Origin of the sequence: Phaeovulum veldkampii DSM 11550 (assembly GCF_003034995.1) — a bacterium.
Lineage (GTDB): Bacteria > Pseudomonadota > Alphaproteobacteria > Rhodobacterales > Rhodobacteraceae > Phaeovulum > Phaeovulum veldkampii.
Genome location: NZ_PZKF01000007.1, coordinates 83,221 through 109,126 on the forward strand (window position 1 = coordinate 83,221; position 25,906 = coordinate 109,126).

Consider the following 25,906-nt stretch of genomic DNA (forward strand, 5'->3'; position numbering starts at 1 on the left):
TCAGGCCAACAGGGTGCTTCATGCTGAAAGATTACATCCGCGACATAACCCGCGACCTGACGACGCGCCATTTCATCGACCTGCCGCCTGTCTGGATGATGCTTTTTGCCGCGCTGGGCTGGGTGGTCAGCCGGTTGTGGCCGATTGCGGTGCCGGGCGGGGCGGCAATCGGCGGCGCGCTGGTCGTGGCGGGGCTGGCGGTGATGGGGGTGGCCGCCTTGCAGATGATCGCCTGCAAGACCACATTCATCCCCCATTGCGCGCCCGGCGCGCTGGTCACAAATGGTGCGTTCCGGCTGTCGCGCAATCCGATTTATGTGGGTGATGTGCTTGTTCTGACAGGTATTTTGATTGGGGCCGATGCGCTGATCGCGCTGCCTCTGGTGCTGGCCTTCATGGCGCTGATCACGCATCGCTTCATCAAGCCAGAAGAGGCGCGCATCGCTGCCGCCTTTGGCGATCAATGGGCGGCCTACGCGGCCCGCACCCGGCGCTGGCTTTAGGCCGCGCGATCACAGCAGGCAGGCATCCTTTCTGCACTGCCGCGTTTTGCTTGTGAAACAATCTTGCGCTCTGCTATGACGTTGCGGTCATGACTGGTCGCTACGGGCCGCTGGCCCGCAACGAGGGGGAGAAACAGTGAAAATCGGGGCTCCGAAGGAGATTTTCGAGGGTGAGGCACGCGTTGCCATGACGCCCGACTCGGCCCTTCAGCTGCAAAAGCTGGGGCATGAGTGTTTCGTGGAATCCGGCGCCGGTGCGAAGGCCGGTTTTGCCGATGCGGCCTATGCCGCGGCCGGTGTCACGGTGCTGCCCGATGCGGCGGCGCTGTTCGGCGCGGTCGATGTGGTGGCCAAGGTGCGCCCGCCTGTCGCTGCCGAGGTGGATCTGATGCGCAAGGGTCAGACGCTGATTTCGTTCTTCTGGCCCGCCCAGAACGCCGAATTGCTGGAGCGCGCCAAGGCGCGCGGGGCAACCGTCGTGGCGATGGACATGGTGCCGCGGATTTCCCGCGCGCAGAAGATGGACGCGTTGTCGTCGATGGCCAATATCGCGGGCTATCGCGCGGTGATCGAGGCGGGCAACAACTTTGGCCGTTTCTTCACCGGGCAGGTGACGGCGGCGGGCAAGGTGCCCCCGGCCAAGGTTCTGGTTGTGGGGGCTGGTGTCGCCGGTCTGGCCGCGATCGGCACCGCGACCTCGCTGGGCGCCATCACCTACGCTTTTGACGTGCGGCCCGAAGTGGCCGAACAGATCGAATCGATGGGCGCGAATTTCGTCTATCTGGAGTTCGAAGAGGCGCAAGACGGTGCCGCCACCGGCGGCTATGCCGCGCCTTCAAGCCCCGAGTTCCGCGAAAAGCAACTGGCCAAGTTCCGCGAACTGGCGCCCGAGATGGACATCGTCATCACCACGGCGTTGATCCCCGGCCGCGACGCGCCCAAGCTGTGGCTGGATGACATGGTAAAAGCCATGAAGCCCGGCTCGGTCGTGGTTGACCTTGCCGCCGAGCGGGGCGGCAACTGCGACCTGACCGTGCCCGACCAGAAGGTGGTCAGCGACAATGGCGTGACCATCATCGGCTATACCGACTTCCCCAGCCGGATGGCGGCGCAGGCTTCGACCCTGTATTCGACCAACATCCGCCACATGATGGCCGACCTCACGCCGAAAAAAGACGGCGTGATCGTGCACAACATGGAAGACGACGTGATCCGCGGCGCCACCGTGACGCATGACGGCGCGATCACCTTCCCGCCGCCGCCGCCCAAGGTGGCCGCAATCTCCGCCGCCAAGCCCAAGGAAAAGCCGAAAGAGCTGACCCCCGAGGAAAAGAAGGCCGCCGAAAAGGCCGCCTTCCGCAAGCAGACCCGCGATCAGGTGGCGCTGCTGGTGATCGGCGGGGGGCTGCTGCTGGCGGCGGGGCTGGTGGCCCCGGCCAGCTTCATGCAGCATTTCATAGTCTTTGTGCTGTCGGTCTTTGTGGGCTTCCAGGTGATCTGGAACGTCAGCCACAGCCTGCACACGCCGTTGATGGCGGTCACCAACGCGATTTCCTCGATCATCATCCTGGGCGCTCTGATGCAGATCGGCTCGGGCGGCTTCCTGGCTCTGGTGCTGGCGGCGCTGTCGGTGTTCATGGCTGGTATCAACATCTTCGGCGGATTCATGGTGACGCGTCGCATGCTCGCCATGTTCCAGAAGTCGTAAAGGGAGGGCCGGAACATGGAATTCGGATTCACCACCGCAGCCTATGTGGTTGCGGCTGTTCTGTTCATCCTGTCGCTGGGTGGCCTTTCGGGGCAGGAAAGCGCGAAACGCGCGGTCTGGTATGGCATCGTCGGCATGGCGCTGGCGGTGGCGGCAACGCTCGCCGGCCCCGGCAAGGGGCTTTGGGTGCTGTCGCTTCTGCTGATTCTGGGCGGTGGCATCATCGGCTGGATCGTCGCCAAGAAGGTCCAGATGACCGAAATGCCGCAGCTTGTGGCGGCGATGCACAGCCTTGTCGGTCTGGCGGCGGTTTTCGTGGGCTTCAGCACCCATGCGGAACTGGCGCGGGTTTTCGCGATGGATCAGAACCTGCGTTCCACGTTGATGGGGTTCGCCGGGATCTTGGCGGAAAAGTCGCCGGTCGAGCTGTCGATCCTGCGGGTCGAGACCTTCCTGGGCGTATTCATCGGGGCTGTCACCTTCACCGGGTCTGTCATCGCGTTCGGCAAACTGGCGGGCAAGGTGACCTCGGCGGCGAAAAAGCTGCCCGGCGGGCATGTGCTGAACGCGGGTGCGGCGCTGTTGTCGGTCGGGCTGCTGGTGGTTTACCTGCAATCGGGCAGCACGCTGGCGCTGATCGTGATGACGCTGGCCGCGCTGTTCATCGGCTATCACCTGATCATGGGCATCGGCGGCGCCGACATGCCGGTGGTGGTGTCGATGCTGAACAGCTATTCCGGCTGGGCGGCGGCGGCGATCGGCTTCAGCCTTGGCAATGACTTGCTGATCGTGGTGGGCGCGCTGGTGGGCAGCTCGGGCGCAATCCTGAGCTACATCATGTGCAAGGCGATGAACCGCAGCTTTGTCAGCGTGATCCTGGGCGGTTTCGGCGGCACCACCGGCCCGGCGATGGAAGTGACGGGCGAACAGATCGCGATCGACGCCGAAGGCGTGGCCGCGGCGCTGAACGATGCGGATTCGGTCATCATCGTTCCGGGCTACGGCATGGCGGTGGCGCAGGCGCAGCAGTCGGTTTCGGAACTGACCAAACGGCTGCGCGCCAAGGGCAAGACCGTGCGCTTTGCCATCCACCCGGTTGCGGGGCGTCTGCCGGGGCACATGAACGTGCTTTTGGCCGAGGCCAAGGTGCCCTATGACATCGTTCTGGAGATGGACGAGATCAACGAGGATTTCCCCTCGACCGACGTGGCCATCGTCATCGGCTCGAACGACATCGTGAACCCCGCCGCGCAGGAAGACCCGAACAGCCCGATCGCCGGGATGCCGGTTCTGGAAGTGTGGAAGGCCAAACAGGTGTTCGTGTCCAAGCGCGGGCAGGGCACCGGCTATTCGGGCATCGAGAACCCGCTGTTCTACAAGGAAAACACGCGGATGTTCTATGGCGACGCCAAGAAGTCGCTCGACAGCCTGTTGCCGATGATCGACTGATCCGGCCATCTGACAAACCTCTGAAAGCCCCGTTCCCGCGACGGGGCTTTTTGCTGCCGGGGCGGGGCGTTGCACAAAAGCCAGTATGCTGCGGTGTGCTGTCACGCCCGAAGAATGGGGGGCTGTTTTTCCGCCCTGCGGCATTAGATGATATGGGCGCGCGGATTTGCGCGATGCGCCCGGATATCATCATGCCCCCGATCGACGACCACCCCTTGCGCTACGCGCTTGTGAACGAGCTTCACGCCCGCCCTTTTCCGACGCTGAGCGTGCCAAGCCACGCGGTCTATCTGGCGATCAAGGAGCCACGCGATGCCGCCAACCGCGATCACTCGGCCGATCATGACCATCTTTGCGCGCTGCTGGAGCGTCACGGCGCGCCGCTGCCGCAGCCGGGAAGCACCCATTACAGCGGCCAGATTGGCCGCCATGCGCTGAAATGGGAAAGCCATACCGAGTTTGTCACCTATCTGGCCTTTGCGCCGGGGGTGTCGTCGCGGCCTTTTGACCCGGCCGAAGCCGAGGTTTTTCCGGCCTCCTGGATTGAGGCGGCGCAGGGCAAGCGGCTGGCGGCGGTGTCGATCCGCATCGAAGAACTGCCCGCCGATCCTGCCGCGATCCTGCCGCAGATCGACGACTGGCTGGTGCCCGAAAGCCTTGTCTGTGCCGAGGTGCTGGACGGGGCCGCGGTGGTGGCGGGCGATTTCCGTATCGACCCGGCGGGGCAGATGCGCTTTGCCGTCTTTGCCCGCCCCGGCACCGGGCAGGGCCGGATCGGGCGCATCGTGCAGCGGCTGTGCGAGATTGAAACCTATCGCGCCATGTCGATGCTGGGGCTGGGGCGGGCGCGTTTGCTGGCTGACCGGCTGAATGCGTTGGACCCGAAGCTGTCGCATCTGGTTGAGGCGATGACTGCCGAAATCTCGGATGCCGAATCGACATTGCAGGAACTGCTGAGCATCTCGGCAGAGCTGGAGGCGCTGGCGATGCAGCATTCCTTCCGGTTCAGCGCAACGGCGGCCTATGAGGCGATCGTGCATGACCGGGTAGAACTGATGCGTGAAATCCGGTTCGAGGGGCGCCAGAAATTCGCTGAATTCATGCTGCGCCGCTACGATCCCGCGATGCGGACGGTGAAATCGGCCGAGGCGCGGCTGAATGCGATGCTGGAACGCGCGGCGCGGGCGGGCGAATTGCTGCGCACCCGCGTCGATGTGGAGCGACAGGCGCAGAACCAGAAGCTGCTGGAAAGCATGGACCGTCGCGCCGATTTGCAACTGCGGTTGCAAAACACGGTCGAGGGGCTGTCGGTGGTGGCGATCAGCTATTACGCGCTGAATCTGGCCGCTTATCTGGCCTATCCGCTGACCACGGTTCTGGGTATCGGCAAGGATATGCTGACTGCGGCGCTGGTGCCGTTTGTGGTGCTGTCGGTCTGGGCGATGGTGCGCGCAATCCGCCGCGGCATGGGGCATTAGCGGCCTGCTGCCCGCACCGGGCACAATGTCGCAAACCATGTCGTTTCCCGGCGCGACGGTCGCCGGAAACCGGGTCTCCTGACGCTTGGGAGACCTTGGGGGCATCATGTCGGTTCTAGATCAGGCGCCGGTGCGGCGCGACCAGACCGCCGCGGCAGCGGCGGCGATTGCGGGCTATGCGCTGATCATCGGCTTTACCGACAATTATGTGCGCGTGATCGCAGCCGAAATCGGGTTATGGCAGTTTCACGCCACGCGCACGGCCTTTGTGGTGGCGATCTTGCTGGTTGCGGTGCCGTTGTTCGGGCTGCGGCTGCGCCCGGTGTCGCCCGGCGCGGTGCTGGCGCGGTCGGCGGTTCATGCCACGGCGATGGTGATCTATTTCGGCGCGCTGGGCTTTTTGCCGGTGGCGCAGGTGGCGGCGGGGCTGTTCACGGCGCCGTTGTTTGTGCTGCTGATCGGCTGGGCGGTCTATGGTCAGCCGATCAGCCCGCTACAGATCGTGGCGGTGGCCACGGGGTTTGCGGGCATCGTGCTGGTGCTGGGTCCGGCAGCCGGGGCGGGGCTTGGCCCGGCTTCGGTTCTGCCGGTTCTGGCGGGGTTCTTTTACGCGCTTGGCAACCTTGCCACCCGCCAGTGGTGCGGCCGCGAAAGTGCCGAGACGCTGACCACCGGCTTTTTCCTGATGCTGGGGGTATTCGGGCTGATCGGGCTGGCGCTGCTGAGCCTGTTTCCGCAGCCGGTTCCGCCGGGAGGCGCGGGGTTTATTCTGCGCGGGCCGGTCTGGCCTTCGGGCACGGTGCTGTTTTGGGTGTTCGTGCAGGCGCTGGGGTCGCTGGTGGGTGTCGGGCTGATGGTGAAGGGGTATCAGATGACCGAGGCCAGCCGCGCCTCGGTTTTCGAATATATCGTGCTGCCCGCGGCGGCGCTGTGGGGCTGGCTGATCTGGTCCGAGGTGCCGGGGCCTGCGGCGCTGGCGGGAATGGGGCTGATCTTTGCCGCTGGTCTGATGATCGCGGCACGGGGGCGCTGACGCCCCCGCGGGTGATTTCAGGCGGCTTTGGCCGGGGCAAAGCGGGTGTAGAACGTCTGGTCCTTGTCCGCCATGTCGCGCAGCAGTGCGGGGGCGGCAAAGCGGGCGCCGTGGCTGGCGGCCAGCCGGTCGCAGATGTCCACCGCCTGGGTTGCGCTGATAATGTCGAGCCACGAGAACGGCCCGCCCGACCACGGCGCAAAGCCCCAGCCCAAGATCGCGCCCACATCGCCTTCGCGGATGTCGGTCAGCACACCATCCTCCAGCGCGCGCACCGCCTCCAGCACCTGCGCCATCAGCAGCCGGTGCTGGACCTGCGTCAGATCGGGCTGCGCCTCGGCCAAGGGAAAGCGGGCGGCAAGCCCCTGCCAAAGGCCCTGCCGCTTGCCGCCCGCATAGGTGTAAAAGCCCGCATCGGCCTTTTTGCCCAGCCGTCCCTGATCGGCCATCCAGAACAGCACGTCATCGACCGCGCCGTCGGGATAGGCCGCGCCCATCGCGGCGCGGGTTGCCTTGGCGATCTTGACGCCCAGGTCGATCGAGGTTTCATCGACCAGTTGCAGCGGTCCCAGCGGCATTCCCACCAGTTTCGCGGCATTCTCGACCAGCGCGGGGGCCACGCCCTCGGCCACCATGCGGATGCCCTCGTTGATGTAGGGGATGATGCAGCGGTTGGCGTAGAAAAAGCGCGCATCGTTCACCACGATCGGCGTCTTGCGGATCTGCCGCACGAAGTCGAGCGCCTTGGCCACCGCCTCGGGGCCGGTGTCGCGGCCCTTGATGATCTCGACCAGCATCATCTTGTCCACCGGGCTGAAAAAGTGGATGCCGATGAACTGCGCTGGGCGCTTGCTCGCCTTGGCGAGGCTGGAAATGGGCAGGGTCGAGGTGTTGGTGGCAAAGATCGCGGTGTCGGGCAGCACCGCCTCGGCGCGCGCCGTCACCTCGGCCTTGACCTTGGGGTCTTCGAACACCGCCTCGACCAGCAGATCGCAGCCCGCAAGGGCGACGTAATCGGTGGTGGCGGTGATCCGGGCCAGCACCTCGGCCTTTTTCGCCGCCGTCACCTTGCCGCGCTGCACACCCTTGTCCAGCAGCGCCTCGGCATGGGCCTTGCCGCGGTCGGCGGCGTCTTGGGCGGCGTCGATCAGCACCACCTCGATACCCGCATTGGCGCTGACATAGGCAATGCCCGCCCCCATCATGCCCGCCCCCAGGATGCCCAGCTTGCGCACCTTCTGATCGGCCACGGCGGGGCGGTTCGCGCCCTTTTCCAGCGCCTCCTTGTTGATGAACAGGCTGCGGATCATCGCGCCCGACGACGGGGTCATCAGCACATGGGTGAACCAGCGCGCCTCGATCTTCAGCGCGGTGTCAAAGGGCACCAGCGCGCCTTCGTAAACCGCCGCGAGCAGCGCCTTGGCCGCCGGATAGACGCCCATCGTCTTGCCCGTCACCATGGCATTGGCGCCGGTAAAGGTCATGAAGCCCGCAGGGTGATAGGGCGCGCCGCCCGGCATCTTGTAGCTCTTCTGGTCCCAGGGCTTGACCAGATCGGCATCTTTCGCCGCCAGCACCCAGGCGCGGGCCGCGGCCACCGGGTCTTCGGCCAGTTCGTCGATCAGGCCCATGGCCTGCGCCGTGGCCGGGTCGTTCAGCTTGCCCTCCAGCAGGAACGGTGCCGCCATCATCGCGCCCAGCTTGCGCACCAGCCGCGTGGTGCCACCCGCACCGGGAAAAATGCCCACCATGATCTCGGGCAGGCCGATCTTGGCCTTTGGGTTTGGCGCGGCAAAGATGCGGTGGCAGGCCAGCGGCAACTCATAGCCGATGCCGAGTGCGGTGCCGGGCAGGGCGGCGGCGATGGGCTTGCCGCCTTTCAGCGTTTTGGGGTCCATGCCCGCGCGTTCGATCTTGCGCAGCACGGCGTGCATGGCCATCACGCCGTCGAACAGGCCGCGGGCCGGGTCGTCGCCGGCCTCGGCCTTCATCCGGGCTATCACGTTCAGGTCCATCCCGCCGGCGAAATCGGGCTTGCCCGAGGTGATGACGATGCCCTTGACGGCGGTGTCGGCCAGACAGGCGTCGATCAGCGCGTCAAGTTCGGCAAAGCCGGCCAGCGACATGACGTTCATCGACTTGCCCGGCACGTCCCAGGTGATGGTGGCCACGCCCTGGGCGTCGGTGGTGCAGGTGAAATCGGTCATCGCGTTCTCCCTCAGATCCGCTCGATGATGGTGGCGGCGCCCATGCCGGAGGCGACACAGAGCGTGGCAAGGCCCACGCCCTTGCCGGTGCGTTCCAGTTCATCCAGCAGGGTGCCGATCAGGATCGCCCCGGTGGCGCCCAAGGGGTGGCCCAGCGCGATGGCGCCGCCGTTCGGGTTGACCTTGGCCGGGTCCACCGCAAACGCTTGCAAAAAGCGCAGCACGACGGCGGCGAAGGCCTCGTTCACCTCGAACAGGTCGATGTCGGAAATGGCCATGCCTGCGGCAGCCAGCACCCGTTCTGTCACCGGCACCGGGCCGGTCAGCATGATCGTGGGTTCGGTGCCGATGCGGGCGCTGGCGCGGATGCGCGCGCGCGGCGTCAGCCCGTGCGCCTGACCGAATTCGCGGGTGCCGATCAGCACGGCTGCCGCGCCATCGACGATGCCCGAGGAATTGCCCGCGTGGTGGATATGCTCGATCCGTTCAAGCTGCGGATATTTCATCAGCGCCACCTTGTCGAAGCCGGGCATCACCTCGCCCATGTCCTTGAAGGCGGGTTTCAGCGCGGCCAGCGTTTCGGCGGTGGTTTCGGGGCGGGGGTGCTGGTCGTGGTCAAGGATCACAAGCCCGTTCTGGTCGCGCACCGGCACGAGCGAGCGGGCAAAGCGGCCCTCGGCAATCGCCACCGCCGCGCGGCGCTGGCTTTCGACGGCCAGCGCGTCGGCCTGATCGCGGGTAAAGCCGTAAAGTGTGGCGATCAGGTCGGCCGAAATACCCTGCGGCACAAAGCCCGCCTTCATCGCCAGCGACGGGTCAACGGCGATCGCCGCCCCGTCGCTGCCCATCGCCACGCGGCTCATCATTTCCACTCCGCCGGCGATATAGGCCGCGCCTGCGCCGCCCTTGATCTGGTTGGCGGCAAGGTTCAGCGCTTCAAGCCCCGAGGCGCAGAAGCGGTTGATCGACAGGCCGGGAATCGCCTGATCAAGGTTCGAGGCCAGCACCGCCGACCGTGCAAGGCAACCGCCCTGTTCGCCCACCTGGGTTGCATTGCCCCAGATCACATCCTCGATGACCGGGCCTTGCAGCCCGTTGCGCTCTGCCACCGTATCGAGCAGGCGCGCCGACAGCGCGACCGACGTCACCTCGTGCAGCGCGCCATCGGGGCGGCCCTTGCCACGCGGCGTTCGGGCGGTGTCATAGATGTAGGCTTCGGTCATGCTCTCCTCCGGGGTTCGTTCAGGGGGCGGCGGGCGCAAAGCGCGGGCCGGGTATCAGATCATAGGGGGGGCGCCAGCCGGGCAGGGCGGCGATGCGGGTCAGCCAGCGGTCGATGGCGGGCCAGTCGGGGCGGGCGAAGGTGAAAGGCTCGGGGTAGTAAAGGTAGCTGCAACAGGCGAAATCGGCGAGCGTCGGTCCGGTGCCCACGATCCAGTCGCGCGTCTCCAGATGCGCGTTCAGCGTCTTCAGCGCCAGCCGCAGCCGCCCGGTCATCCAGCCGATCACCTCGGCGGGGCGGCGGTCGGCGGGCGCAAAGTTCATCAGGAACCGCAGGCTGCCCGCCTGCGCCGACATCTTGTGATTGTCCCAGAACAGCCAGCGCAGAACCTCGTCGCGGTCCTCGGGGGTGTCGCCCAGAAAGCGGCGGGTGCGTTCGGCGACATGCACCTGAATCGCGCCCGACTGGCTGAGGTGGCGCGTGCCCTCGACCAGCAGCGGAACCTCGCCCATCGGGTTCAGCGCTAGAAAGGCGGGTGCGCGTGTGCCGCCGCCAAAGAAATCGACGAAGACGGGGTCATAGTCGTAGCCCGCAAGCTGCATGGTCAGCGCGGCCTTGTAGGCATTGCCCGATTCCGGGAAGCAGTAGAGCCGCGGTTTCATGCCTTGCGATCCTCAAGCTCGGCGCGGAACAGTCGCAGCCGATGCGCCAGATTGTCGTGGTTCATCACCGAGGTGAAATTCTCGAAGATGAAGGTCAGCGCCTCATCGACGCTGATCCCCGCCTCATCGGCAAAGCCGGTGAGGCGGCGGTGGGCATCGTTCGTCATCGCAACGGGAAAGCGGCGCGTCAGGCGCAGGCGTTTGGGCATTCTGTTCTCCTTCGATCCCTGTGGGCAGAAGGTTAGAACGCCTCGGGCGCCAGCGCCATCACGGTGTCGCCGCCCGCCTGGATGCGCGCCAGATGCAGCGCGGTGGCGGGCAGGTGGCGGGCCATGTAATGCCGCCCCGTCACGATCTTGGCGTTCAGAAAGGCCGGGTCGCCGCGCCCCTCGGTCAGCGCCGTTTGCGCGGCCACCGCCATCTGCGCCCACATCAGGCCCAGGCAGGTGTGGCCGAACATGTGCAGGAAATCGCTGGCCCCCGACAACGCGCCGTTGGGGTCGGTCGCGGCTTTCTCCAGAAAGATCATGGCGGCGGCTTGCAGGTCTTTCGAGGCGGCCTTCAGCGGGCCGAGGAACTCGGCCTTCAGGCCCGCGTCGGCCTCGTGTTCCTTCACAAAGCTCTTGACCAGATCGAAGAAGGCCATCACCGGCTTGCCGCCATCGGCCGCCAGCTTGCGCCCGACCAGATCCAGCGCCTGCACGCCGTTGGCGCCTTCGTAGATCATGGCGATGCGTGCATCGCGCACAAACTGCGCCATGCCGTTGTCTTCGATATAGCCGTGCCCGCCCCAGACCTGCTGCGCCGAAACCGCCGTTTCAAAGCCCTTGTCGGTCAGAAACCCTTTCAGCACCGGGGTCAGCAGGCTGATCAGCGCCTCGGCCCCGGCATCGCCCTGGCGGCGCGAGCGGTCGATCAGGCTGGCGCCCCAGAAGGTGAAGGCGCGCGCCCCCTCGACAAAACTTTTCTGGTCCATCAGCGTGCGGCGGATGTCGGGATGCACGATCAGCGGATCGGCGGGGCCGGTGGGGTTGGCCGCACCGGTCACCGCGCGGCCCTGAAGCCGGTCCTTGGCATAGATCACCGCGTTCTGATAGGCGGCCTCGGCCACGGCATAGCCTTGCAGGCCCACGCCCAGCCGTGCCTCGTTCATCATGGTGAACATGGCGCGCATGCCCTTGTGCAGATCGCCCAGCAGATAGCCCGTCGCGCCGTCATAGTTCATCACGCAGGTGGCATTGCCATGAATGCCCATCTTGTGTTCGATCTTGCCCGCGCTGACCGCGTTGCGTGGGCCAAGGCTGCCGTCGGGGTTGACCAGAAACTTCGGCACGATGAACAGCGACACGCCCCTGGTGCCCTCGCCCCCGCCCGGTGCCTTGGCCAAAACCAGATGGATGATGTTTTCGGCCAGATCATGCTCGCCCGCCGAGATGAAGATCTTTTCGCCCGTGATGCGATAGCTGCCATCGGGCTGCGGCTCGGCCCGGGTGCGCATCAGCCCCAGATCGGTGCCGCAATGCGGCTCGGTCAGGTTCATGGTGCCGGTCCAGTCGCAGGCGATCATCGGGGGCAGGTAGGTGGCCTTCTGCTCGGGGCTGCCGTGCGCCTCGATCGCCGACACCGCGCCATGGGTCAGGCCCTGATACATGTTGAAGGCCATGTTGGCGGACACAAAGATTTCGCCCACCGCCGTGCCCATCAGATAGGGCATGCCCTGACCGCCAAACTCGGGGTCGCTGTCCAGTGCCGTCCAGCCGCCCTCTTTCATCGCCGCAAAGGCCGCCTTGAAGCCTTTGGGCGTGCGCACGATGCCGTTTTCCAGCCGGCAGCCTTCGGCATCGCCGCTGCGGTTCAGCGGCGCCAGCACCTCGGAGGCGACCTTGCCTGCGGCCTCCAGCACCGCGCCGGTGAAATCGGGTTCAAGCTCGTCATAGCCGGGCACCCCGGCGGTGGCGATGTTCAGAACCTCGTGCAGCAGGAACTGCATGTCACGGATCGGCGCGGTATAGGCAGGCATGGTTCTCCCCCGGTGGTTGCGGGATCAGGCGGCGGATTGCACCCTCTCCCCTTCGGTCGTCTCGGCCTGGGCAAGCTCCCTCTCGCCCTGGGCAATCTGTTCGGCAAGCTCGGCAATCGCCTGCGCCAGATCATCACGCTGGCGCGTCATCTCGGCCAGCCGCTCGCGCGCCACGTCCAGCGTGCGCGGCAGTTGCAGATGCTGCTGGCCGGCCATGTCGTACAGGTCCAGCAACTGGCGGATGCTTTCCAGACTGAAACCAAAGCGCTTGCCGCGCAGGATCAGCTTCAGCCGGGCGCGATCACGCCGGGTAAACAGCCGCTTCTGGCCCCGACGGATCGGGAACAATAGCTCTTTCGCCTCGTAGAACCGCAGGGTGCGGGGCGTCACATCGAACGCTTCGCACATCTCGCGGATGGTCATCATCTCGTCACTCATCGTCAGCCTTTCGAGTGCCTGTCGTTGCGTCATGCACAGGCAAATCGAACCGCTGAGTTCAACATACAAGCCAAGTTGACGCGGGCGTCAGTGTGACGTGGCGTCACGAAAATGGTGACGTAATGTCCAAAAAGCCTGCCGCAGCGTCAGCGCAACATCGTGACGCGGAGGCACGGCCCAGCGGTGACAAAAGCGGGGCGATCAGTCCGTGTCGGGCAGGCTGCCGTGGCGCAGCGACTCGGCGGTTTCGTCACGCAGGGCGCGCAGATCGGCGATCGAGGCGTCCAGTTCGACGCGCTGGCGGGCCAACACCTCAAGCTGGCGGTCGGCCATATCGACCCAGACCTGATACTGCTCGCGCGTGCCTTTCTGGTCATACAGCAAAAGCCATTGGCGGATTTCCTCAAGGCTGAAGCCAAAGCGGCGACCGCGCAGGATCAGTTTCATTCGCGCCAGTTCGCGCGGGCCGTAATAGCGCGCGCGACCGTCTTTCATCGGGCTGAGAAGTTCGATGTATTCATAATAGCGCAGCGTCCGCGGTGTGACGTCAAACCGCGCGCACATATCCTTGAAACTCAGCCGTTCGGTCATCCCAGCCCCCTTCGCATGGCGCAGGCTAGCGCGCGGCCCGCGCAATCTCAACGGGGTTGGCTTAACAGCTTGGCTCGACTGGGTGGGGGGCTTGCGGGGGGCGGGGCTTGGCCCGATAGTCAGCCCAGCCCGATGGAGGTGCCGATGACCGACCCTGACGCCAAATTGCAGCTTGCCCGCCAATTCATCGAGGCGATCCCGCATTCGCGCGCACTGGGAATGCGGCTTGATGCGCTGGGCGAAGGGGCCGCCGAAATCTCGATGCCCTATGACCTGCGGCTGGTGGGCGATCCGCGCACCGGGGTCATTCATGGCGGCGCGGTGTCGGCGCTGATGGATACCTGCTGTGGGGCCGCGGTGATGAGCCATCCCGGCTCGGCTGCGGGCACCGCCACCATCGACCTGCGCATCGACTACATGCGTGCCGCCACGCCCGGCCAGCGGATCGTGGCGCGGGCCGAGGTCTATCACATCACCCGCACCGTGGCCTTTCTGCGCGCCACCGCCCATGACGACGACACCGCCCGCCCGGTGGCCACTGCGACCGGCGCCTTCACCGTGGAACGCCCGAAGGGGGGGCAGGTCTGATGCGCAAGCCGCTGGAACCCGTTCAGGTCGTGAAAACCCGCCGCGATGCCGCGCTGCGCGCGCTGGTGTCGGGGGTGCCCTATATCCAGTTTCTGGGTATCGAATTTGACCGCCGCGGCGATGAACTGACCGCGGTGCTGCCGTTTGATGACAAGCTGATCGGCAACCCGCTCTTGCCCGCGATCCACGGCGGCGTGACGGCGGCGTTTCTTGAGGTGACGGCGATCATCGAACTGTCATGGAGCCTGCTGTGGGAAGATATGGAAGCGGGGCGGATTGATCTGGCCACGCTTGATCCGCTGCACCTGCCGCGTCTGCCAAAGACCATTGATTTCACCGTGGATTACCTGCGATCAGGTCTGCCGCGCGATGCCTATGCGCGGGCACGGGTGAACCGGTCGGGGCGGCGCTATGCCAGCGTTCACGTCGAGGCCTGGCAAGACAATCGCACGCGCCTGTTTGCGCAGGCCACGGGCCATTTCCTGATGCCGCCGCCGCCCGGCACTGATGACTAGGATCAGCAACGCCCGCGTTCTCAAGATCGCGGGGCCGATCGTTCTGTCGAACGCCACGGTGCCGATCCTGGGCGCGGTCGATACCGGCGTGGTGGGCCAGATGGGGGCCGCCGCGCCGATCGGGGCGGTGGGGATCGGGGCAATCGTGCTGGCCACGCTTTATTGGGTATTCGGCTTTCTGCGGATGGGCACCTCGGGGATGGTGGCGCAGGCGCGTGGTGCGGGCGACGCAGCCGAGGTTTCGGCGCATCTGATGCGCGCGCTGATGGTGGCGGCTGCGGCGGGGCTGGGGCTGATCATGGCGCAAGCGCCGCTGATCGCGGCGGCGTTCCTCATCGCCCCGGCCTCGGTCGAGGTCGAGGCGATGGCGCGCGCCTATCTGTCGATCCGCATCTGGGGCGCGCCCGCCACCATCGGGCTTTTCGCGCTGACCGGATGGCTGATTGCGATGGAACGCACGCGGGGCGTTCTGCTGCTGCAACTGTGGATGAACGGGCTGAACATCGGGCTTGATCTGTGGTTCGTTCTGGGCCTGGGCTGGGGCGTGCCGGGGGTGGCGGCGGCCACGCTGATCGCCGAGGCCACGGGCCTGGTGCTGGGCCTTTGGCTGGCGCGCGACGCGTTCGCGGGCGGCTACTGGCGCGACCGGGCGCGGGTGTTTGCCCGCGCGCCGCTGCTGCGGATGGCGCGGGTGAATGGCGACATCATGATCCGGTCGGTGCTTTTGCAGGCCTGTTTCACCACATTCCTGTTTCTGGGCGCCGGGCAGGGCGATGTGCGGCTGGCGGCCAATCAGGTGTTGTTGCAGTTTCTGGAGATCACCGCCTATGCGCTGGACGGTTTCGCCTTTGCCGCCGAGGCGCTGGTGGGGCAGGCGGTGGGTGCGCGTAACCGGGCCGCGGTGCGCCGCGCGGCGGTGGTGACCGGGCAATGGGGCGCGGGCGGTGCGGTTGCGCTGGCCTTTATCTTCGCGCTGGCGGGCCCTGCGATCATCGACCTGATGAGCACCGCCCCGGAAGTGCGCGCCACCGCGCGCGACTACCTCCCCTGGCTGGTGGCGGCGCCGCTGATCGGGGTGGCAAGCTGGATGTTCGACGGCATTTTCATCGGCGCCACACTGACGCGTGAGATGCGCAACGCCATGCTGATCTCGGTCGCGGTCTATGCCGCGGCGCTTTGGCTGTTGCTGCCCGCCTTCGGCAATCACGGGCTGTGGGCCGCGCTGATGGTGCTGAATGCCACCCGCGGCCTGACCATGGCCACGCTTTACCCGCGGGCCGAGCGGCTGGCTCGGGGGTAGCGAGGGGGCGCTGCCCCCTCTCGGCGCGTGAGGCGGCTCAAAAGGTTTGACCACGCAACGAGCGGCGAGTCTAGCGTTTTCAAAGGGTTATCGGTGGGTGCTGTTCAGATGGTTTGACCACATTTGCGGGGATTTGGCCCGGAGTGGTCGATGGCCTAAAAATTATCTAATGAAATCAAAGGCCAAAATCTGGAGGTATAGCGATTTTCCGCTACACGCTACAGGTCGCTTTGCGGTTTGGAAGACTGCGCCAGTGGCTTTTTCATCACCGCAGCTTGGTCGTTGACCACTCTCTCACCGACTTTAAGATGGTTCATAAAGTTGGGCATAGAGACAATGCCCTCTGCCCGCTTTCCAGCTTCGGTTGCAATTTCCATGGCCCATTCCTCAGGGGTCATACCGAGAAGCTTGCCCTCAGGCATTAACAGCGATGCATTGGCTGGGTCCGCGCATAGGCTTTCTGCCGCACGTTGAAAGGCTTCAGTGAAGACGACAGATGCCGAACGCGCACACAAGCGCACAAGCCGAGCCTGATTCAGAGCGACAGATTCAGCGCCGAATAGGAGCCAGTCCACAGGAACGCCGTAGGCTTCGGCCATCTTAGCTAGAACTTCGGCACTGGGTATCTGCGGGCCAGTCTTGCGCATGTAGTTTTCGAGTGATCGCTTGGGTAATCCTGCAAGCGCAGCCATCTCTTGAACAGTCCAATCTTGCGAGCCTTGCAACGTCCGAAGGCGCGCGGCGAGGTCTGTCGCTACGAATGATTTAGCCATTGATGACCACCGTATTAGGCGCCAATATCCACCTTAAAGGGTGGAAAATAGTTGATGACATGAAGGTAACAGAGAACCTAGAGAAGCGCCATATGCGCGTCCGCGCCGGTTTCGTTGGGCATCTGGAAGGGCACCGCCCAACTGATCGTCACCCCCTACCTGTAAGGCGCGCCCATGTCCGGCCTGACCCTCGCCACCTGTGACAACGCCCTGCCGCCCGGTGGCACGGCCCCCGAATGGGTGCACCTGCTTCCCGCCGGGAACATGCGGGGCCGGAAGGCGCGTCCCCTTGGCAAAGGCATGGCTTGCCGCCATGCTGCATTGGCAGGGCCATTCCACCGCCCATATCGCCCGCACCTTGCGGGTATCAGACACATCGGTTCGCAACATGCTGAGGGACAGGAAGGGATGAGCGACGTATTTGACCGCGCCCGCGCCCTGATCAATCAGGCCGCTTCGCACCCCGACCCGGAAGCCGCTATGGAAGCCCTTGAGGCAGAGGCCTCGCCCGAAGACCGGCACATGTTCCCCTTGCTTTGGGAAGGGCTGACCCTCGCCTTGAACGGCGCAACTCCCGAAGATGCCGACGCCCTATGACAGACCAGCCCGGAACCGCCCTTGCCGTCCTCGCGCAAATCCGCGCGCAAGCCCGCGCCGGGGCCGACGCGCTGGACGGCTTGAACCGGGCCGTGGAAGCCCTTGAAGGCATCATTCAGGAGGGGCTTGAAGGGCCGTTTAACGGGGTGTTCAACGCCCTTCCAAACGCGGCCATCCGCACCCACCAGCGCGGCAAGATCGAACAAGACCCCGAGTTGCAAGCCTTCATCCGCGCCCGCTGCCTGACCCTGACCTTCCCCGAGGTCGCCGCCCAAGTCGCCGCGAACTTCCCCCCCGGAACGCCGCGTCACAACGTCCAGTATCCACCGTTGGTGGCACCGAAGGGGCAAGAAGTCGCTTCCCTCAACCGGCTGATATCGGCTGTCACCAGATATTCCCGATATTCATCGGCTGTGGTCAAACCTTCTGACCTGTTATGGACAGACTAGTTGAACAGTGACACCGGGGGGCGCTGCCCCCCCTCGGCGCGTGCCGCGCCTCACCCCCCGGGATATTTTTTCCAAGATGAGAGAACACGCTTTCATCTTGGCTCAAATATCCCCGCCGGAGGCTTCCGCAGGTGGGGCTGGGTCCGCAGCCGGGCGGATGCGCGGCGGTCGCTGGTGGACGGTGTCTTTGGTGCCCTTGACCTTTTGCGCGCGCCCCGCCACGGTGCGCGCGCTTTCAGGGAAGGACCAGATGGCCAGCCGCACCCCCCCGTTTTCGCGTTTCGAATTCATGATCGCCTGGCGCTACCTGCGCGCGCGGCGCGCCGAGGGCGGGGTCAGCGTGATGACCTGGATCAGCCTGATCGGCATCACGCTGGGGGTGATGGCGCTGATTGCCACTTTGGCCGTGCGCGCCGGGTTCCGGGCCGAGTTTGTCGATACCATCCTCGGCTCCAACGCGCATGTCACCGTCTATACCTCGGGCACTATTTCCGAGACGGGGCAGATGTCGCGGCTGATGACCGATTACGAGGCGCGGGCCGAGGCGATCCGCGCGATTGCGGGCGTGACGCGCGCGGCTCCGCTGGTGCGCGGGCAGGTGATGCTGACGATGGGCGAGCGGTCGAATGTGGCCGAAGTCTATGGCATCGCGCTGGAGGATCTGAAGACGATCCCCCGCGTGGCAGGCTCTGCCGAGGCGCAGGGCGATATCGCGCGGTTTGGCGACGGCATCGCCATCGGCTCGGGTATCGCGCGCGAACTGGGCGTGATGGTGGGCGACAAGGTGCGCATGATTTCGCCCAACGGCGTGCGCACGGCCTTTGGCACCAGCCCCCGGATCAATGCCTATGAGGTCGTCTATATCTTCAGCGCCGGGCGATGGGATATCGACCGCACCCGCGTTTACATGCCCTTTGCCGAGGCGCAGGGCTATTTCAACCGCGAGGGTGGCGCCGACGAGATCGAGGTTTATGTGGCCGACCCCGAACGGGTGGACGACTGGGCGCTATCGCTGCTGGGAACTGGCGAAAACACGCTGTTGTGGTCGTGGCGCGATGCCTCGGGCGGATTTTTGCGGGCGCTGGATATCGAGGACAACGTGATGTTCGTGATCCTGTCGATTCTGGTGCTGATCGCGGCGATGAACATCACCTCGGGGCTGATCATGCTGGTCAAGAACAAGGGCCGCGACATCGGCATCTTGCGCACGATGGGGCTGACCGAAGGCTCGATCCTGCGGGTGTTCTTTCTGTGCGGCGCGTTTACCGGAGTGATCGGCACCGCGGCGGGGGTGGCGCTGGGCTGCCTGTTTGCCATCTACATCGACCAGATCATGGCTTTCGTGAACTGGTTTGGCGGTGGCGGGGTGTGGGATCCGTCGATCCGCGGCATTTACGAACTGCCCGCCGATCTGCGGATGAATGACGTTCTCAAGGCGGTGGGGCTGTCGCTGGGGCTGTCGTTCATCGTGACCATCTTTCCCGCGCGGCGGGCGGCCCGGATGAACCCGGTGGAGGCGCTGCGTTATGAGTGATGTGCTGAGCCTGACGGGGATCGAGAAATCCTACATGCTGGGCAAGCCGGGCGAGGTGCGGGTGCTGCAAGGCGTCAGCCTGAGCGTGGCACGCGGCGAGGTGGTGGCGCTGGTGGCACCGTCAGGGGCCGGCAAATCGACGCTGCTGCATATCGCCGGGTTGCTGGATACGCCCGACGTGGGCCGTGTCACGATTGCGGGGCAGGATATGACGGGTCTGTCGGACCGGCGCCGGACCGAGGCACGGCGCCGCGATCTGGGCTTTGTCTATCAGTTCCACCATCTGCTGCCCGAGTTTTCGGCGGCTGAAAACATCATCTTGCCGCAACTGGCCAATGGCATTGCCCGTGCCGAGGCCGCGCGGCGGGCCGAGGCGCTGCTGGCGCGGGTGGGGCTGGCCGACCGCACCCGCCACCGGCCCAGCGAAATGTCGGGTGGCGAACAGCAACGCGTGGCGTTTTGCCGGGCGCTGGCCAACGGCCCCAAACTGATGCTGGCTGACGAGCCCACCGGCAACCTTGACCCCGGCACTTCGGATCAGGTGTTTTCGATGCTGATGGAGGTGGTGCGCGAAACCGGCCTGTCGGCGCTGATCGCCACCCACAACCTTGATCTGGCTGCGCGGATGGACCGGGTGGTGCGGCTTGCAGCGGGGCGGCTGGCCTGAGCCTTGCAGCCGCCCCGCCGCCATGCGAGGTTTGCGTCATGCCCATGAAGGAGGTTTTCCGATGCGCAGGCTGATCCTGATCGCCCCGTTTGCCGCAGCCCTGATCGGGGGCTGCGCGATGCTGGAGCCCGAGCCGACCGCCCGGCAGGATTTTGAGACGTTCTGCGTGGCCTGCCATGGCACCAGTGGCAAGGGCGACGGCGCCGGTGCCGAAATGCTGACCGCCCGCCCCGCCGACCTGACCCGCATTGCGGCCCGTAACGGCGGCCGCTACCCGCGTGCCGAGGTGATGACCAAGATCTGGGGCTATGCCAAGGGCCAGACCGGCCACCCGCAGATGCCCGCCTTCGACGGCCTGCTGGCAGGCGATACGGTGCTGTATGACAGCGGCGACGGCATCGCCACGCCTACCCCGCTGCGGCTGGTGCAGTTACAGGAATATATCGAGGGGTTGCAGCGGTAGGGGGGCTGCGCCGCCCGTCACTCGGTTCTTTCCCGGCGCCCCCGCTTCAGCCGCCGCTGGTCGGGGAAGCGGGCGCGGGGACGGCGGGCGCCCTCACACATCCAGTTCCTCCACGAAGCGCGCGTTTTCGGTGATGTACTGAAACCGCAGCTCTGGTTTCTTGCCCATCAGCCGTTCCACCAGATCGCCGGTTTCGCCAGGCGCGTCCTCGTCGATGCTGACGCGGATCAGTTTGCGGGTGGCGGGGTTCATCGTGGTGTCTTTCAGGTCTTTGGCGTCCATTTCGCCCAGACCCTTGAAGCGTTGCACGTCGATCTTGCCCTTGCCGCCGATGCCCTTTTGCAGCCACAGTTCCTTTTCGGCGTCATCCGACACATACATTCGCCGCGCGCCCTGCGTCAGCCGGTAGAGCGGCGGGCAGGCGAGGTAGAGGTGCCCCTTGTCGATCAGCGGCCGCATCTGGGTGAAGAAGAAGGTCATCAGAAGGCTGGCGATATGGGCGCCGTCCACGTCGGCGTCGGTCATGATGATGACCTTTTCATAGCGCAGGTCGTCGATGTTGAACTTGCTGCCCATGCCCACGCCCAGAGCCTGACAGAGGTTGTTGATTTCTTCGTTGGCGCCCATCTTGGCGCTGGCCGCGCCCAGCACGTTCAGGATCTTGCCGCGCAGCGGCAGCAGGCCCTGCGTGGTGCGTTCGCGCGCCATCTTGGCGCTGCCGCCCGCGCTGTCGCCCTCGACGATGAACAACTCGGTTCCCTCGCGGCTGGAGGCGGAACAATCCACCAGCTTGCCGGGAAGCCGCAGCTTCTTGGTCGCCGATTTGCGCTGGGTTTCCTTTTCGGCCCGGCGTTTCAGCCGTTCTTCGGCGCGCAGCACCAGAAAATCAAGGATCGCCCCGGCCGATTTGTTGTCGGCCGCCAGCCAGTTGTCAAAATGGTCGCGCACCGCGCCCTCGACCAGACGGGCGGCCTCGGTGGTGGCCAGCCGGTCCTTGGTCTGGCCCACGAATTCGGGTTCGCGGATGAAGGTGGACACCAGCGCACAGCCCCCGGCGATCAGGTCGTCGCGGGTGATCTGGTCGGCCTTGCGGTTTTTCACCAACTCGCCATAGGCGCGGATGCCCTTCAGGATCGCGGCCCAGAAACCTGCCTCATGCGTGCCGCCCTCGGGCGTGGGCACGGTGTTGCAATAGCTTTGAATGAAGCCGTCGCGCGCAGGCGTCCAGTTGATCGCCCATTCCACGCTGCCGGGTACGCCGAATTTTTCCTGAAAACCGACCTTTCCGGCAAAGGGACGGTCGGCATAGGTCGCGGCCTTGCCCAGCGTTTCGGTCAGATAGTCGGCCAGACCTCCGGGAAAGTGAAACACCGCCTCGGCCGGGGTTTCGCCGTCGTCGATGGCGGTTTTCCAGCGGATTTCCACGCCCGAGAACAGATAGGCCTTGGATCGCACCATCTTCATCATGCGGGCGGGTTTGAAACGGTGGTGGCCGAATATCTGGTCGTCGGCGTGGAAGGTGACGGTGGTGCCGCGCCGGTTCGGGGCGGCGCCGATCTTTTCCACCGGGCCTTGTGGCACCCCGCGGGAAAACCGCTGTTCATAAAGTTCCTTGTTGCGTGCGACCTGCACCACCATCGTATCCGACAGCGCGTTCACCACGCTGGCGCCGACGCCATGCAACCCGCCCGAGGTCTGATACGCATCGCCCGAAAACTTGCCGCCCGCGTGCAGCGTGCAAAGGATCACCTCCAGCGCCGATTTGCCGGGGAATTTGGGGTGTGGGTCAATCGGGATGCCGCGGCCATTGTCGCGCACGATCACGCTGTAATCGGCGGTCAGTTCAACCTCGATGCGGCTGGCATGGCCTGCCACCGCCTCGTCCATCGCATTGTCGAGGATCTCGGCGACCAGATGGTGCAGCGCGCGTTCGTCGGTGCCGCCGATATACATGCCGGGCCGCTTGCGCACCGGCTCCAGCCCCTCAAGCACCTCGATTGACGAGGCGTTATAGGTTTCGGCCGCGCCGGAGAGAAGGTCGTTCGCCATGCATCTGCCTCGTTGTTCTTGGTTCCCTCAGGGATAGCCCATGCAAGGCAGGCGGGGCAAGCCGGACAACCGGTCAGACAAAGCGCGCCATCAGCACCAGTGCCCCCAGCGCCATTGCGATGCCCAGCAGTTCGCGCGGGCGCAGCGTTTCGCCAAAGACGACCACCCCCAGCGCGCACAGCGCCAGCAGTGTGAACATGGAAAACGCCACCCCCACCTGTGACAACGAAATCTGCTGCATCGCCAGATACCAGCCCACCGCCGATAGCGCATAAAGCGCGCAGCCCGCCAGAAACTGCGGCGAGGTCAGCGCAAGGTCGCGGTCGGCGGCCAGCTTGATGAAATAATCGCCCAGAATGACAACCAGCGTTGCCGCAAAGCACAGGCCATAGCCCAGAAACGCCCCCATGATACCCCCCAATGCTTCAACCTGTGGGTGGGATCGTGCCACGCCTCGGCGGCGCTGCGAAGGGGCGTTCAGGCCGGTTCGGCGGTTCGGGCCGCCCACATCGCCTGAAACGCAGGCCGGGCCTGCGCCGCCTCAAGCCAGCGCGTCACGCCGGGAAATCGGGCCATCAGCGCGGTGTCGGGTTGGGCGTAGCGCACGATCTCGGCCATGTTCAGGTCGGCCACGGTGAAACGGTCGCCCACGATCTGCCCGGTGGTGGCCAGATGCGCCTCCAGCACCGCCAGCGGGCGCAGCAGTTTTCCCTCGGCGGCGGCGATCCTGGCGCGGCCCGCCTCAGTTTCCGCCTCGCCCCGTGCATAGGCGAACGAGATCTCCAGCGCGGGTTCCTCGATCGCGGTGGTGCCATAGAGTGCCCATTGCAGCATCAGCGCCTCTTCCTGCGGATCGGCCGGGGCCAGCGGCCCGCCGTGCTTTTTCGCCAGATAGAGGGTGATGGCGAGCGATTCCGCCAGCACGAAGCCCGCATCCTCGATCACCGGAATGGCGCCCGCGGGCGACAGCGCCCGAAACGCGGGGGACAGTGTGTTCAGCGGTGCATCCGCGGCCAGCGGATCAGCCAGCTTGTAGGCCTGAGTAACCGGCACATGGGCAAACGGCACGCCCAGTTCGCCCAGCAACCACAGCGGCCGCGTGGCCCGCGACCGATAGAGCCCGTAAACCTTCAGCATCGCAGCCTCCCCGTTGCCTGCCGCCATCCTGACGGAGTGCGGGCGCGAAGGGAAGGGGGCGCGCGCTTGCCCCCGCCGCCCCGCCGCGCCATCCTGCCGGGGCATGAAGGGGAGACAGCGATGGCCAACGCCTGGGACGCGCGCTTTGCCGGGGCGCAGTATCATTACGGCACGGAACCGGCGGCTTTCGTCGCGCGCAGCCTGTGGCGGATCGCGCCTGGCGCGCGGGTTTTGTCGGTGGCCGAGGGCGAGGGGCGCAATGCGGTCTGTCTGGCCGGGCAGGGCGCGCGCGTGACAGCGGTGGATGGCTCTGCCGTGGCGCTGGCCAAGGCGCGCGATCTGGCCACGGCGCGCGGCGTGACGATTGCCACCGAACTGGCCGATCTGGCGCAATGGCGCTGGCCGCAGGCGGAATATGACGCGGTTCTGGCGGTGTTCATCCAGTTTGCACCGCCCGCGCTGCGCGCTGCAATCTTTGCGGGCATGGCGCAGGCGCTGCGGCCCGGCGGGCTGCTGCTGGTGCATGGTTTTGCGACGCGCCAGCCCGGCTATGGCACCGGCGGGCCGGGGCAGCTGGATCAGCTTTACACGCTTGACCTGTTGCACGCGGCGTTTCCCCGTTGGGTGGTGCTGCATCAGGCCGATTACGACGCCGATCTGGACGAAGGCGAGGGCCACCGCGGCCGCGCCGCGCTGATCGACTTTGTCGCACGCAAGCCCTGAGCCGCCAGCCCCGCGCTCTGCGCCCATGCCTGCCCATCTTGCCCGCCCGCGCGGGCGGGGCTATGGCTGAGCCATGACCACACATCCCCGCCTGTCCTGGCCCGCCCACGCCCGCGCCACCCTTGCGTTGGGGGTGCCGCTGATCGGCAGCCATCTGGCGCAGATGGCGCTGCATGTCACCGATACGGTGATGCTGGGCTGGTATGGCGTGGCCGAACTGGCGGCGGTGGTGCTGGGGGCGGCGGGCTTCTTTCTGGTGTTCATCCTCGGCTCGGGCTTCGGGATCGGGGTGATGGGCATGGTCGCCGGTGCGCTGGGGTCGGGCGATGAAACCCAGGTCCGGCGCGCCACGCGGATGGGGATGTGGCTGTCGATTCTCTATGGTGCGGCGGTGATGCCGGTCATGTGGTGGTCGGGGCCGATCCTGCTGGCGGCGGGGCAAGACCCCAAGCTGGCCGCGCTGGCGCAGGACTATCTGCGCATTGCAGGCTGGGGCATGATCCCGGCGCTGCTGATCATGGTGTTGAAAAGCTATCTGGCGGCGAACGAACGCACGCAGGTCGTGCTGTGGGTGACGCTGGCCGGGGTCGGGCTGAATATCGGGCTGAACTGGATACTGATCTTCGGCAATCTTGGCGCGCCGGAACTGGGTGTGCGCGGCGCGGCGCTGGCCAGCCTTGCGGTGCAGGCGTCGGGGGCGGCGCTGCTGGCGATCTATGCGGGCTGGCTGCCCGCGCTGCGCCGGTTTCATCTGTTTCAGCGGTTCTGGCGGCCTGACTGGCCGGCCTTTGCCAATGTCGCGCGGATCGGCTTTCCGATCGGGCTGACGGGGCTGGCCGAGGCCGGGCTGTTTCAGGCCGCCGCGCTGATGATGGGCTGGATCGGCACCGAGGCATTGGCGGCCCATGGCATCGCGCTGGAAATCACGGCACTGGCGTTCATGGTGCATGTCGGGCTGTCGAATGCGGCCACCGTGCGCGCGGGCCGAGCCGATGGCGCAGGCGATGCGCAGGCGTTGCGCGATGGCGCGATCGTGGCGATCGGGCTGTCGGTTGCGGTTGCGGCGGCTGTGGTGGTGCTGTTTCTGGCCCTGCCCGAGCCGATGGTGGCCTTGTTTCTGGACCTGAGCCTGCCCGAGGCGCCTGGAATCGTGGCGCTGGGGGCAAGTCTGCTGGCGGTAGCGGCGCTGTTTCAGCTGTTCGACGCGATGCAGGTGATGGCGCTGGGCCTGCTGCGCGGGGTGCAGGATACCACGGTGCCGATGTGGCTGGCCTCGTTCAGCTATTGGCTGGTGGGGATACCGACCAGCTATGTGCTGGCGTTCCCGTTGGGCCTTGGCCCGCAGGGGCTGTGGCTGGGGCTGGTGATCGGGCTGATGTGCGCCTCGGTCCTGTTGATGGCGCGGTTCTGGCGCGGGCGGCTGGTGCAGGTGCCGCCAGAGGTCTGACCCCCGGCGACGCCGGGCCTTACCGCAGACCTTCGCAGAAGGTCTTGATCCGGGCGCAGGCCGCGGTCAGCGCCGCATCCGAGGTGGCATAGCTGATGCGGAAGTTGGGCGAGAGGCCAAAGGCCGCGCCGAACACCACCGCCACGCCCGCCTCTTCCAGCAGGGCGGTGGCGAAGGTTTCGTCATCGGTGATCGTGACGCCCGCGGTCGAGGTCTTGCCGATCAGCCCGGCAATCGAAGGGTAGACGTAGAACGCGCCTTCCGGGGTGGGGCAGGTGATGCCGGGGCAGTCGTTCAGCGCCGCCACCACCAGATCGCGGCGCCGCTCAAACGCCGCGCGGCTTTCTGTGATA

Annotated in this window: 27 protein-coding genes; 15 read left to right on the plus strand and 12 right to left on the minus strand. The window is 65.8% G+C overall.

The window, feature by feature from the left end; all coding sequences use genetic code 11:
* The first annotated feature begins 20 nt into the window (after nucleotides 1–20).
* From C5F46_RS04635 to C5F46_RS04655, 5 genes are all read left to right on the plus strand, one after another.
* Nucleotides 21–503, plus strand: coding sequence for a methyltransferase family protein (locus tag C5F46_RS04635; protein ID WP_107324191.1), 483 nt, complete (start codon nucleotides 21–23; stop codon nucleotides 501–503).
* Between the two features lie 136 nt (nucleotides 504–639).
* Nucleotides 640–2,211, plus strand: coding sequence for a Re/Si-specific NAD(P)(+) transhydrogenase subunit alpha (locus tag C5F46_RS04640; protein ID WP_107324192.1), 1,572 nt, complete (start codon nucleotides 640–642; stop codon nucleotides 2,209–2,211).
* A 15-nt stretch (nucleotides 2,212–2,226) separates the two neighbouring features.
* The gene (locus C5F46_RS04645) at nucleotides 2,227–3,660 is read left to right on the plus strand and encodes an NAD(P)(+) transhydrogenase (Re/Si-specific) subunit beta (RefSeq protein WP_107324193.1); all 1,434 of its coding nucleotides are present in this window, start codon (nucleotides 2,227–2,229) and stop codon (nucleotides 3,658–3,660) included.
* 191 nt (nucleotides 3,661–3,851) lie between these two features.
* Complete coding sequence (locus C5F46_RS04650; RefSeq protein ID WP_107324220.1) at nucleotides 3,852–5,138, plus strand: DUF3422 family protein; 1,287 nt, start codon at nucleotides 3,852–3,854, stop codon at nucleotides 5,136–5,138.
* Between the two features lie 106 nt (nucleotides 5,139–5,244).
* A complete protein-coding gene (locus C5F46_RS04655) occupies nucleotides 5,245–6,171 on the plus strand; it encodes a DMT family transporter (protein WP_107324194.1) in 927 nt (308 codons plus the stop codon).
* 17 nt (nucleotides 6,172–6,188) lie between these two features.
* Here C5F46_RS04655 and C5F46_RS04660 read toward each other — a convergent pair whose 3' ends face one another.
* The 7 genes from C5F46_RS04660 to C5F46_RS04690 form a co-directional block, all read right to left on the minus strand.
* The gene (locus C5F46_RS04660; protein ID WP_107324195.1) at nucleotides 6,189–8,378 is read right to left on the minus strand and encodes a 3-hydroxyacyl-CoA dehydrogenase NAD-binding domain-containing protein; all 2,190 of its coding nucleotides are present in this window, start codon (nucleotides 8,376–8,378) and stop codon (nucleotides 6,189–6,191) included.
* Nucleotides 8,379–8,389: 11 nt separating this feature from the next.
* Nucleotides 8,390–9,601 (minus strand): acetyl-CoA C-acetyltransferase, encoded by a 1,212-nt coding sequence (locus C5F46_RS04665; RefSeq protein ID WP_107324196.1) that lies wholly within the window; start codon nucleotides 9,599–9,601, stop codon nucleotides 8,390–8,392.
* Between the two features lie 19 nt (nucleotides 9,602–9,620).
* On the minus strand, nucleotides 9,621–10,262 hold the full coding sequence (locus C5F46_RS04670; RefSeq protein ID WP_107324197.1) for a glutathione S-transferase family protein: 642 nt from the start codon (nucleotides 10,260–10,262) through the stop codon (nucleotides 9,621–9,623).
* On the minus strand, nucleotides 10,259–10,471 hold the full coding sequence (locus C5F46_RS04675) for a hypothetical protein (protein WP_107324198.1): 213 nt from the start codon (nucleotides 10,469–10,471) through the stop codon (nucleotides 10,259–10,261). Before C5F46_RS04675 ends, C5F46_RS04670 begins: the two co-directional genes overlap by 4 nt.
* Nucleotides 10,472–10,503: 32 nt before the next feature.
* Nucleotides 10,504–12,282, minus strand: a complete 1,779-nt coding sequence (locus C5F46_RS04680) for an acyl-CoA dehydrogenase C-terminal domain-containing protein (protein WP_107324199.1) — start codon at nucleotides 12,280–12,282, stop codon at nucleotides 10,504–10,506.
* A 24-nt stretch (nucleotides 12,283–12,306) separates the two neighbouring features.
* Nucleotides 12,307–12,720 carry a MerR family transcriptional regulator gene (locus C5F46_RS04685; protein WP_107324200.1) on the minus strand — a complete coding sequence of 138 codons (414 nt, stop codon included), beginning with the start codon at nucleotides 12,718–12,720 and terminating at the stop codon, nucleotides 12,307–12,309.
* Nucleotides 12,721–12,921: 201 nt separating this feature from the next.
* Entirely contained in the window at nucleotides 12,922–13,311 is a 390-nt protein-coding gene (locus C5F46_RS04690; protein ID WP_107324201.1) for a MerR family transcriptional regulator, read from the minus strand.
* 144 nt (nucleotides 13,312–13,455) lie between these two features.
* Here C5F46_RS04690 and C5F46_RS04695 point away from each other — a divergent pair, with 144 nt between their 5' ends.
* The 3 genes from C5F46_RS04695 to C5F46_RS04705 are packed head-to-tail and all read left to right on the plus strand — an operon-like array spanning nucleotide 13,456 to nucleotide 15,714.
* Entirely contained in the window at nucleotides 13,456–13,899 is a 444-nt protein-coding gene (locus C5F46_RS04695; RefSeq protein ID WP_107324221.1) for a PaaI family thioesterase, read from the plus strand.
* A complete protein-coding gene (locus C5F46_RS04700) occupies nucleotides 13,899–14,414 on the plus strand; it encodes a PaaI family thioesterase (protein WP_107324202.1) in 516 nt (171 codons plus the stop codon). Before C5F46_RS04695 ends, C5F46_RS04700 begins: the two co-directional genes overlap by 1 nt.
* The gene (locus C5F46_RS04705) at nucleotides 14,407–15,714 is read left to right on the plus strand and encodes an MATE family efflux transporter (RefSeq protein WP_107324203.1); all 1,308 of its coding nucleotides are present in this window, start codon (nucleotides 14,407–14,409) and stop codon (nucleotides 15,712–15,714) included. Before C5F46_RS04700 ends, C5F46_RS04705 begins: the two co-directional genes overlap by 8 nt.
* Before the next feature lie 218 nt (nucleotides 15,715–15,932).
* Here the strand turns inward: C5F46_RS04705 and C5F46_RS04710 are convergent, their stop codons facing one another.
* A complete protein-coding gene (locus tag C5F46_RS04710; RefSeq protein WP_107324204.1) occupies nucleotides 15,933–16,487 on the minus strand; it encodes a helix-turn-helix domain-containing protein in 555 nt (184 codons plus the stop codon).
* A 408-nt stretch (nucleotides 16,488–16,895) separates the two neighbouring features.
* Here C5F46_RS04710 and C5F46_RS04715 point away from each other — a divergent pair, with 408 nt between their 5' ends.
* The 5 genes from C5F46_RS04715 (at nucleotide 16,896) to C5F46_RS04735 (ending at nucleotide 20,197) form a co-directional block, all read left to right on the plus strand.
* On the plus strand, nucleotides 16,896–17,084 hold the full coding sequence (locus C5F46_RS04715) for a hypothetical protein (RefSeq protein WP_107324205.1): 189 nt from the start codon (nucleotides 16,896–16,898) through the stop codon (nucleotides 17,082–17,084).
* Nucleotides 17,081–17,533 carry a hypothetical protein gene (locus tag C5F46_RS04720; RefSeq protein ID WP_107324206.1) on the plus strand — a complete coding sequence of 151 codons (453 nt, stop codon included), beginning with the start codon at nucleotides 17,081–17,083 and terminating at the stop codon, nucleotides 17,531–17,533. Before C5F46_RS04715 ends, C5F46_RS04720 begins: the two co-directional genes overlap by 4 nt.
* Before the next feature lie 250 nt (nucleotides 17,534–17,783).
* On the plus strand, nucleotides 17,784–19,067 hold the full coding sequence (locus C5F46_RS04725) for a lipoprotein-releasing ABC transporter permease subunit (RefSeq protein WP_107324222.1): 1,284 nt from the start codon (nucleotides 17,784–17,786) through the stop codon (nucleotides 19,065–19,067).
* Entirely contained in the window at nucleotides 19,060–19,734 is a 675-nt protein-coding gene (locus C5F46_RS04730) for an ABC transporter ATP-binding protein (protein WP_107324207.1), read from the plus strand. Before C5F46_RS04725 ends, C5F46_RS04730 begins: the two co-directional genes overlap by 8 nt.
* A gap of 61 nt (nucleotides 19,735–19,795) precedes the next feature.
* Complete coding sequence (locus C5F46_RS04735; protein ID WP_107324208.1) at nucleotides 19,796–20,197, plus strand: c-type cytochrome; 402 nt, start codon at nucleotides 19,796–19,798, stop codon at nucleotides 20,195–20,197.
* 93 nt (nucleotides 20,198–20,290) lie between these two features.
* On the opposite strand, the gene parE is transcribed toward C5F46_RS04735, so the two are convergent.
* From parE to C5F46_RS04750, 3 genes are all read right to left on the minus strand, one after another.
* Nucleotides 20,291–22,246: a DNA topoisomerase IV subunit B gene (gene parE / locus C5F46_RS04740; RefSeq protein ID WP_107324209.1), complete on the minus strand. Its 1,956-nt coding sequence runs from the start codon at nucleotides 22,244–22,246 to the stop codon at nucleotides 20,291–20,293.
* Between the two features lie 73 nt (nucleotides 22,247–22,319).
* Nucleotides 22,320–22,655: a transporter gene (locus C5F46_RS04745; RefSeq protein ID WP_107324210.1), complete on the minus strand. Its 336-nt coding sequence runs from the start codon at nucleotides 22,653–22,655 to the stop codon at nucleotides 22,320–22,322.
* 68 nt (nucleotides 22,656–22,723) lie between these two features.
* Nucleotides 22,724–23,383 carry a glutathione S-transferase family protein gene (locus tag C5F46_RS04750; protein ID WP_107324223.1) on the minus strand — a complete coding sequence of 220 codons (660 nt, stop codon included), beginning with the start codon at nucleotides 23,381–23,383 and terminating at the stop codon, nucleotides 22,724–22,726.
* Nucleotides 23,384–23,503: 120 nt separating this feature from the next.
* On the opposite strand from C5F46_RS04750, the gene C5F46_RS04755 reads away from it, so the two are divergent.
* Together C5F46_RS04755 and C5F46_RS04760 are read left to right on the plus strand one after the other, a co-directional pair.
* Nucleotides 23,504–24,106, plus strand: a complete 603-nt coding sequence (locus C5F46_RS04755; RefSeq protein WP_107324211.1) for an SAM-dependent methyltransferase — start codon at nucleotides 23,504–23,506, stop codon at nucleotides 24,104–24,106.
* A gap of 73 nt (nucleotides 24,107–24,179) precedes the next feature.
* Nucleotides 24,180–25,553: an MATE family efflux transporter gene (locus C5F46_RS04760; RefSeq protein WP_107324212.1), complete on the plus strand. Its 1,374-nt coding sequence runs from the start codon at nucleotides 24,180–24,182 to the stop codon at nucleotides 25,551–25,553.
* Nucleotides 25,554–25,572: 19 nt separating this feature from the next.
* Here C5F46_RS04760 and C5F46_RS04765 read toward each other — a convergent pair.
* The coding region (locus C5F46_RS04765; RefSeq protein ID WP_146160214.1) for an aminotransferase class I/II-fold pyridoxal phosphate-dependent enzyme at nucleotides 25,573–25,906 on the minus strand (334 nt) is incomplete at its 5' end.

What these genes read in the sequence shown, in the direction of transcription:
- C5F46_RS04635 (WP_107324191.1), top strand. Translation starts at nt 21, where the DNA reads ATGCTGAAAGATTACATCCGCGACATAACCCGCGACCTGACGACGCGC.
- C5F46_RS04645 (WP_107324193.1), top strand. Translation starts at nt 2,227, where the DNA reads ATGGAATTCGGATTCACCACCGCAGCCTATGTGGTTGCGGCTGTTCTG.
- C5F46_RS04650 (WP_107324220.1), top strand. Translation starts at nt 3,852, where the DNA reads ATGCCCCCGATCGACGACCACCCCTTGCGCTACGCGCTTGTGAACGAG.
- C5F46_RS04655 (WP_107324194.1), top strand. Translation starts at nt 5,245, where the DNA reads ATGTCGGTTCTAGATCAGGCGCCGGTGCGGCGCGACCAGACCGCCGCG.
- C5F46_RS04660 (WP_107324195.1), bottom strand. Translation starts at nt 8,378, where the DNA reads ATGACCGATTTCACCTGCACCACCGACGCCCAGGGCGTGGCCACCATC.
- C5F46_RS04665 (WP_107324196.1), bottom strand. Translation starts at nt 9,601, where the DNA reads ATGACCGAAGCCTACATCTATGACACCGCCCGAACGCCGCGTGGCAAG.
- C5F46_RS04670 (WP_107324197.1), bottom strand. Translation starts at nt 10,262, where the DNA reads ATGAAACCGCGGCTCTACTGCTTCCCGGAATCGGGCAATGCCTACAAG.
- C5F46_RS04675 (WP_107324198.1), bottom strand. Translation starts at nt 10,471, where the DNA reads ATGCCCAAACGCCTGCGCCTGACGCGCCGCTTTCCCGTTGCGATGACG.
- C5F46_RS04680 (WP_107324199.1), bottom strand. Translation starts at nt 12,282, where the DNA reads ATGCCTGCCTATACCGCGCCGATCCGTGACATGCAGTTCCTGCTGCAC.
- C5F46_RS04685 (WP_107324200.1), bottom strand. Translation starts at nt 12,720, where the DNA reads ATGAGTGACGAGATGATGACCATCCGCGAGATGTGCGAAGCGTTCGAT.
- C5F46_RS04690 (WP_107324201.1), bottom strand. Translation starts at nt 13,311, where the DNA reads ATGACCGAACGGCTGAGTTTCAAGGATATGTGCGCGCGGTTTGACGTC.
- C5F46_RS04695 (WP_107324221.1), top strand. Translation starts at nt 13,456, where the DNA reads ATGACCGACCCTGACGCCAAATTGCAGCTTGCCCGCCAATTCATCGAG.
- C5F46_RS04700 (WP_107324202.1), top strand. Translation starts at nt 13,899, where the DNA reads ATGCGCAAGCCGCTGGAACCCGTTCAGGTCGTGAAAACCCGCCGCGAT.
- C5F46_RS04705 (WP_107324203.1), top strand. Translation starts at nt 14,407, where the DNA reads ATGACTAGGATCAGCAACGCCCGCGTTCTCAAGATCGCGGGGCCGATC.
- C5F46_RS04710 (WP_107324204.1), bottom strand. Translation starts at nt 16,487, where the DNA reads ATGGCTAAATCATTCGTAGCGACAGACCTCGCCGCGCGCCTTCGGACG.
- C5F46_RS04715 (WP_107324205.1), top strand. Translation starts at nt 16,896, where the DNA reads ATGAGCGACGTATTTGACCGCGCCCGCGCCCTGATCAATCAGGCCGCT.
- C5F46_RS04720 (WP_107324206.1), top strand. Translation starts at nt 17,081, where the DNA reads ATGACAGACCAGCCCGGAACCGCCCTTGCCGTCCTCGCGCAAATCCGC.
- C5F46_RS04725 (WP_107324222.1), top strand. Translation starts at nt 17,784, where the DNA reads ATGGCCAGCCGCACCCCCCCGTTTTCGCGTTTCGAATTCATGATCGCC.
- C5F46_RS04730 (WP_107324207.1), top strand. Translation starts at nt 19,060, where the DNA reads ATGAGTGATGTGCTGAGCCTGACGGGGATCGAGAAATCCTACATGCTG.
- C5F46_RS04735 (WP_107324208.1), top strand. Translation starts at nt 19,796, where the DNA reads ATGCGCAGGCTGATCCTGATCGCCCCGTTTGCCGCAGCCCTGATCGGG.
- parE (WP_107324209.1), bottom strand. Translation starts at nt 22,246, where the DNA reads ATGGCGAACGACCTTCTCTCCGGCGCGGCCGAAACCTATAACGCCTCG.
- C5F46_RS04745 (WP_107324210.1), bottom strand. Translation starts at nt 22,655, where the DNA reads ATGGGGGCGTTTCTGGGCTATGGCCTGTGCTTTGCGGCAACGCTGGTT.
- C5F46_RS04750 (WP_107324223.1), bottom strand. Translation starts at nt 23,383, where the DNA reads ATGCTGAAGGTTTACGGGCTCTATCGGTCGCGGGCCACGCGGCCGCTG.
- C5F46_RS04755 (WP_107324211.1), top strand. Translation starts at nt 23,504, where the DNA reads ATGGCCAACGCCTGGGACGCGCGCTTTGCCGGGGCGCAGTATCATTAC.
- C5F46_RS04760 (WP_107324212.1), top strand. Translation starts at nt 24,180, where the DNA reads ATGACCACACATCCCCGCCTGTCCTGGCCCGCCCACGCCCGCGCCACC.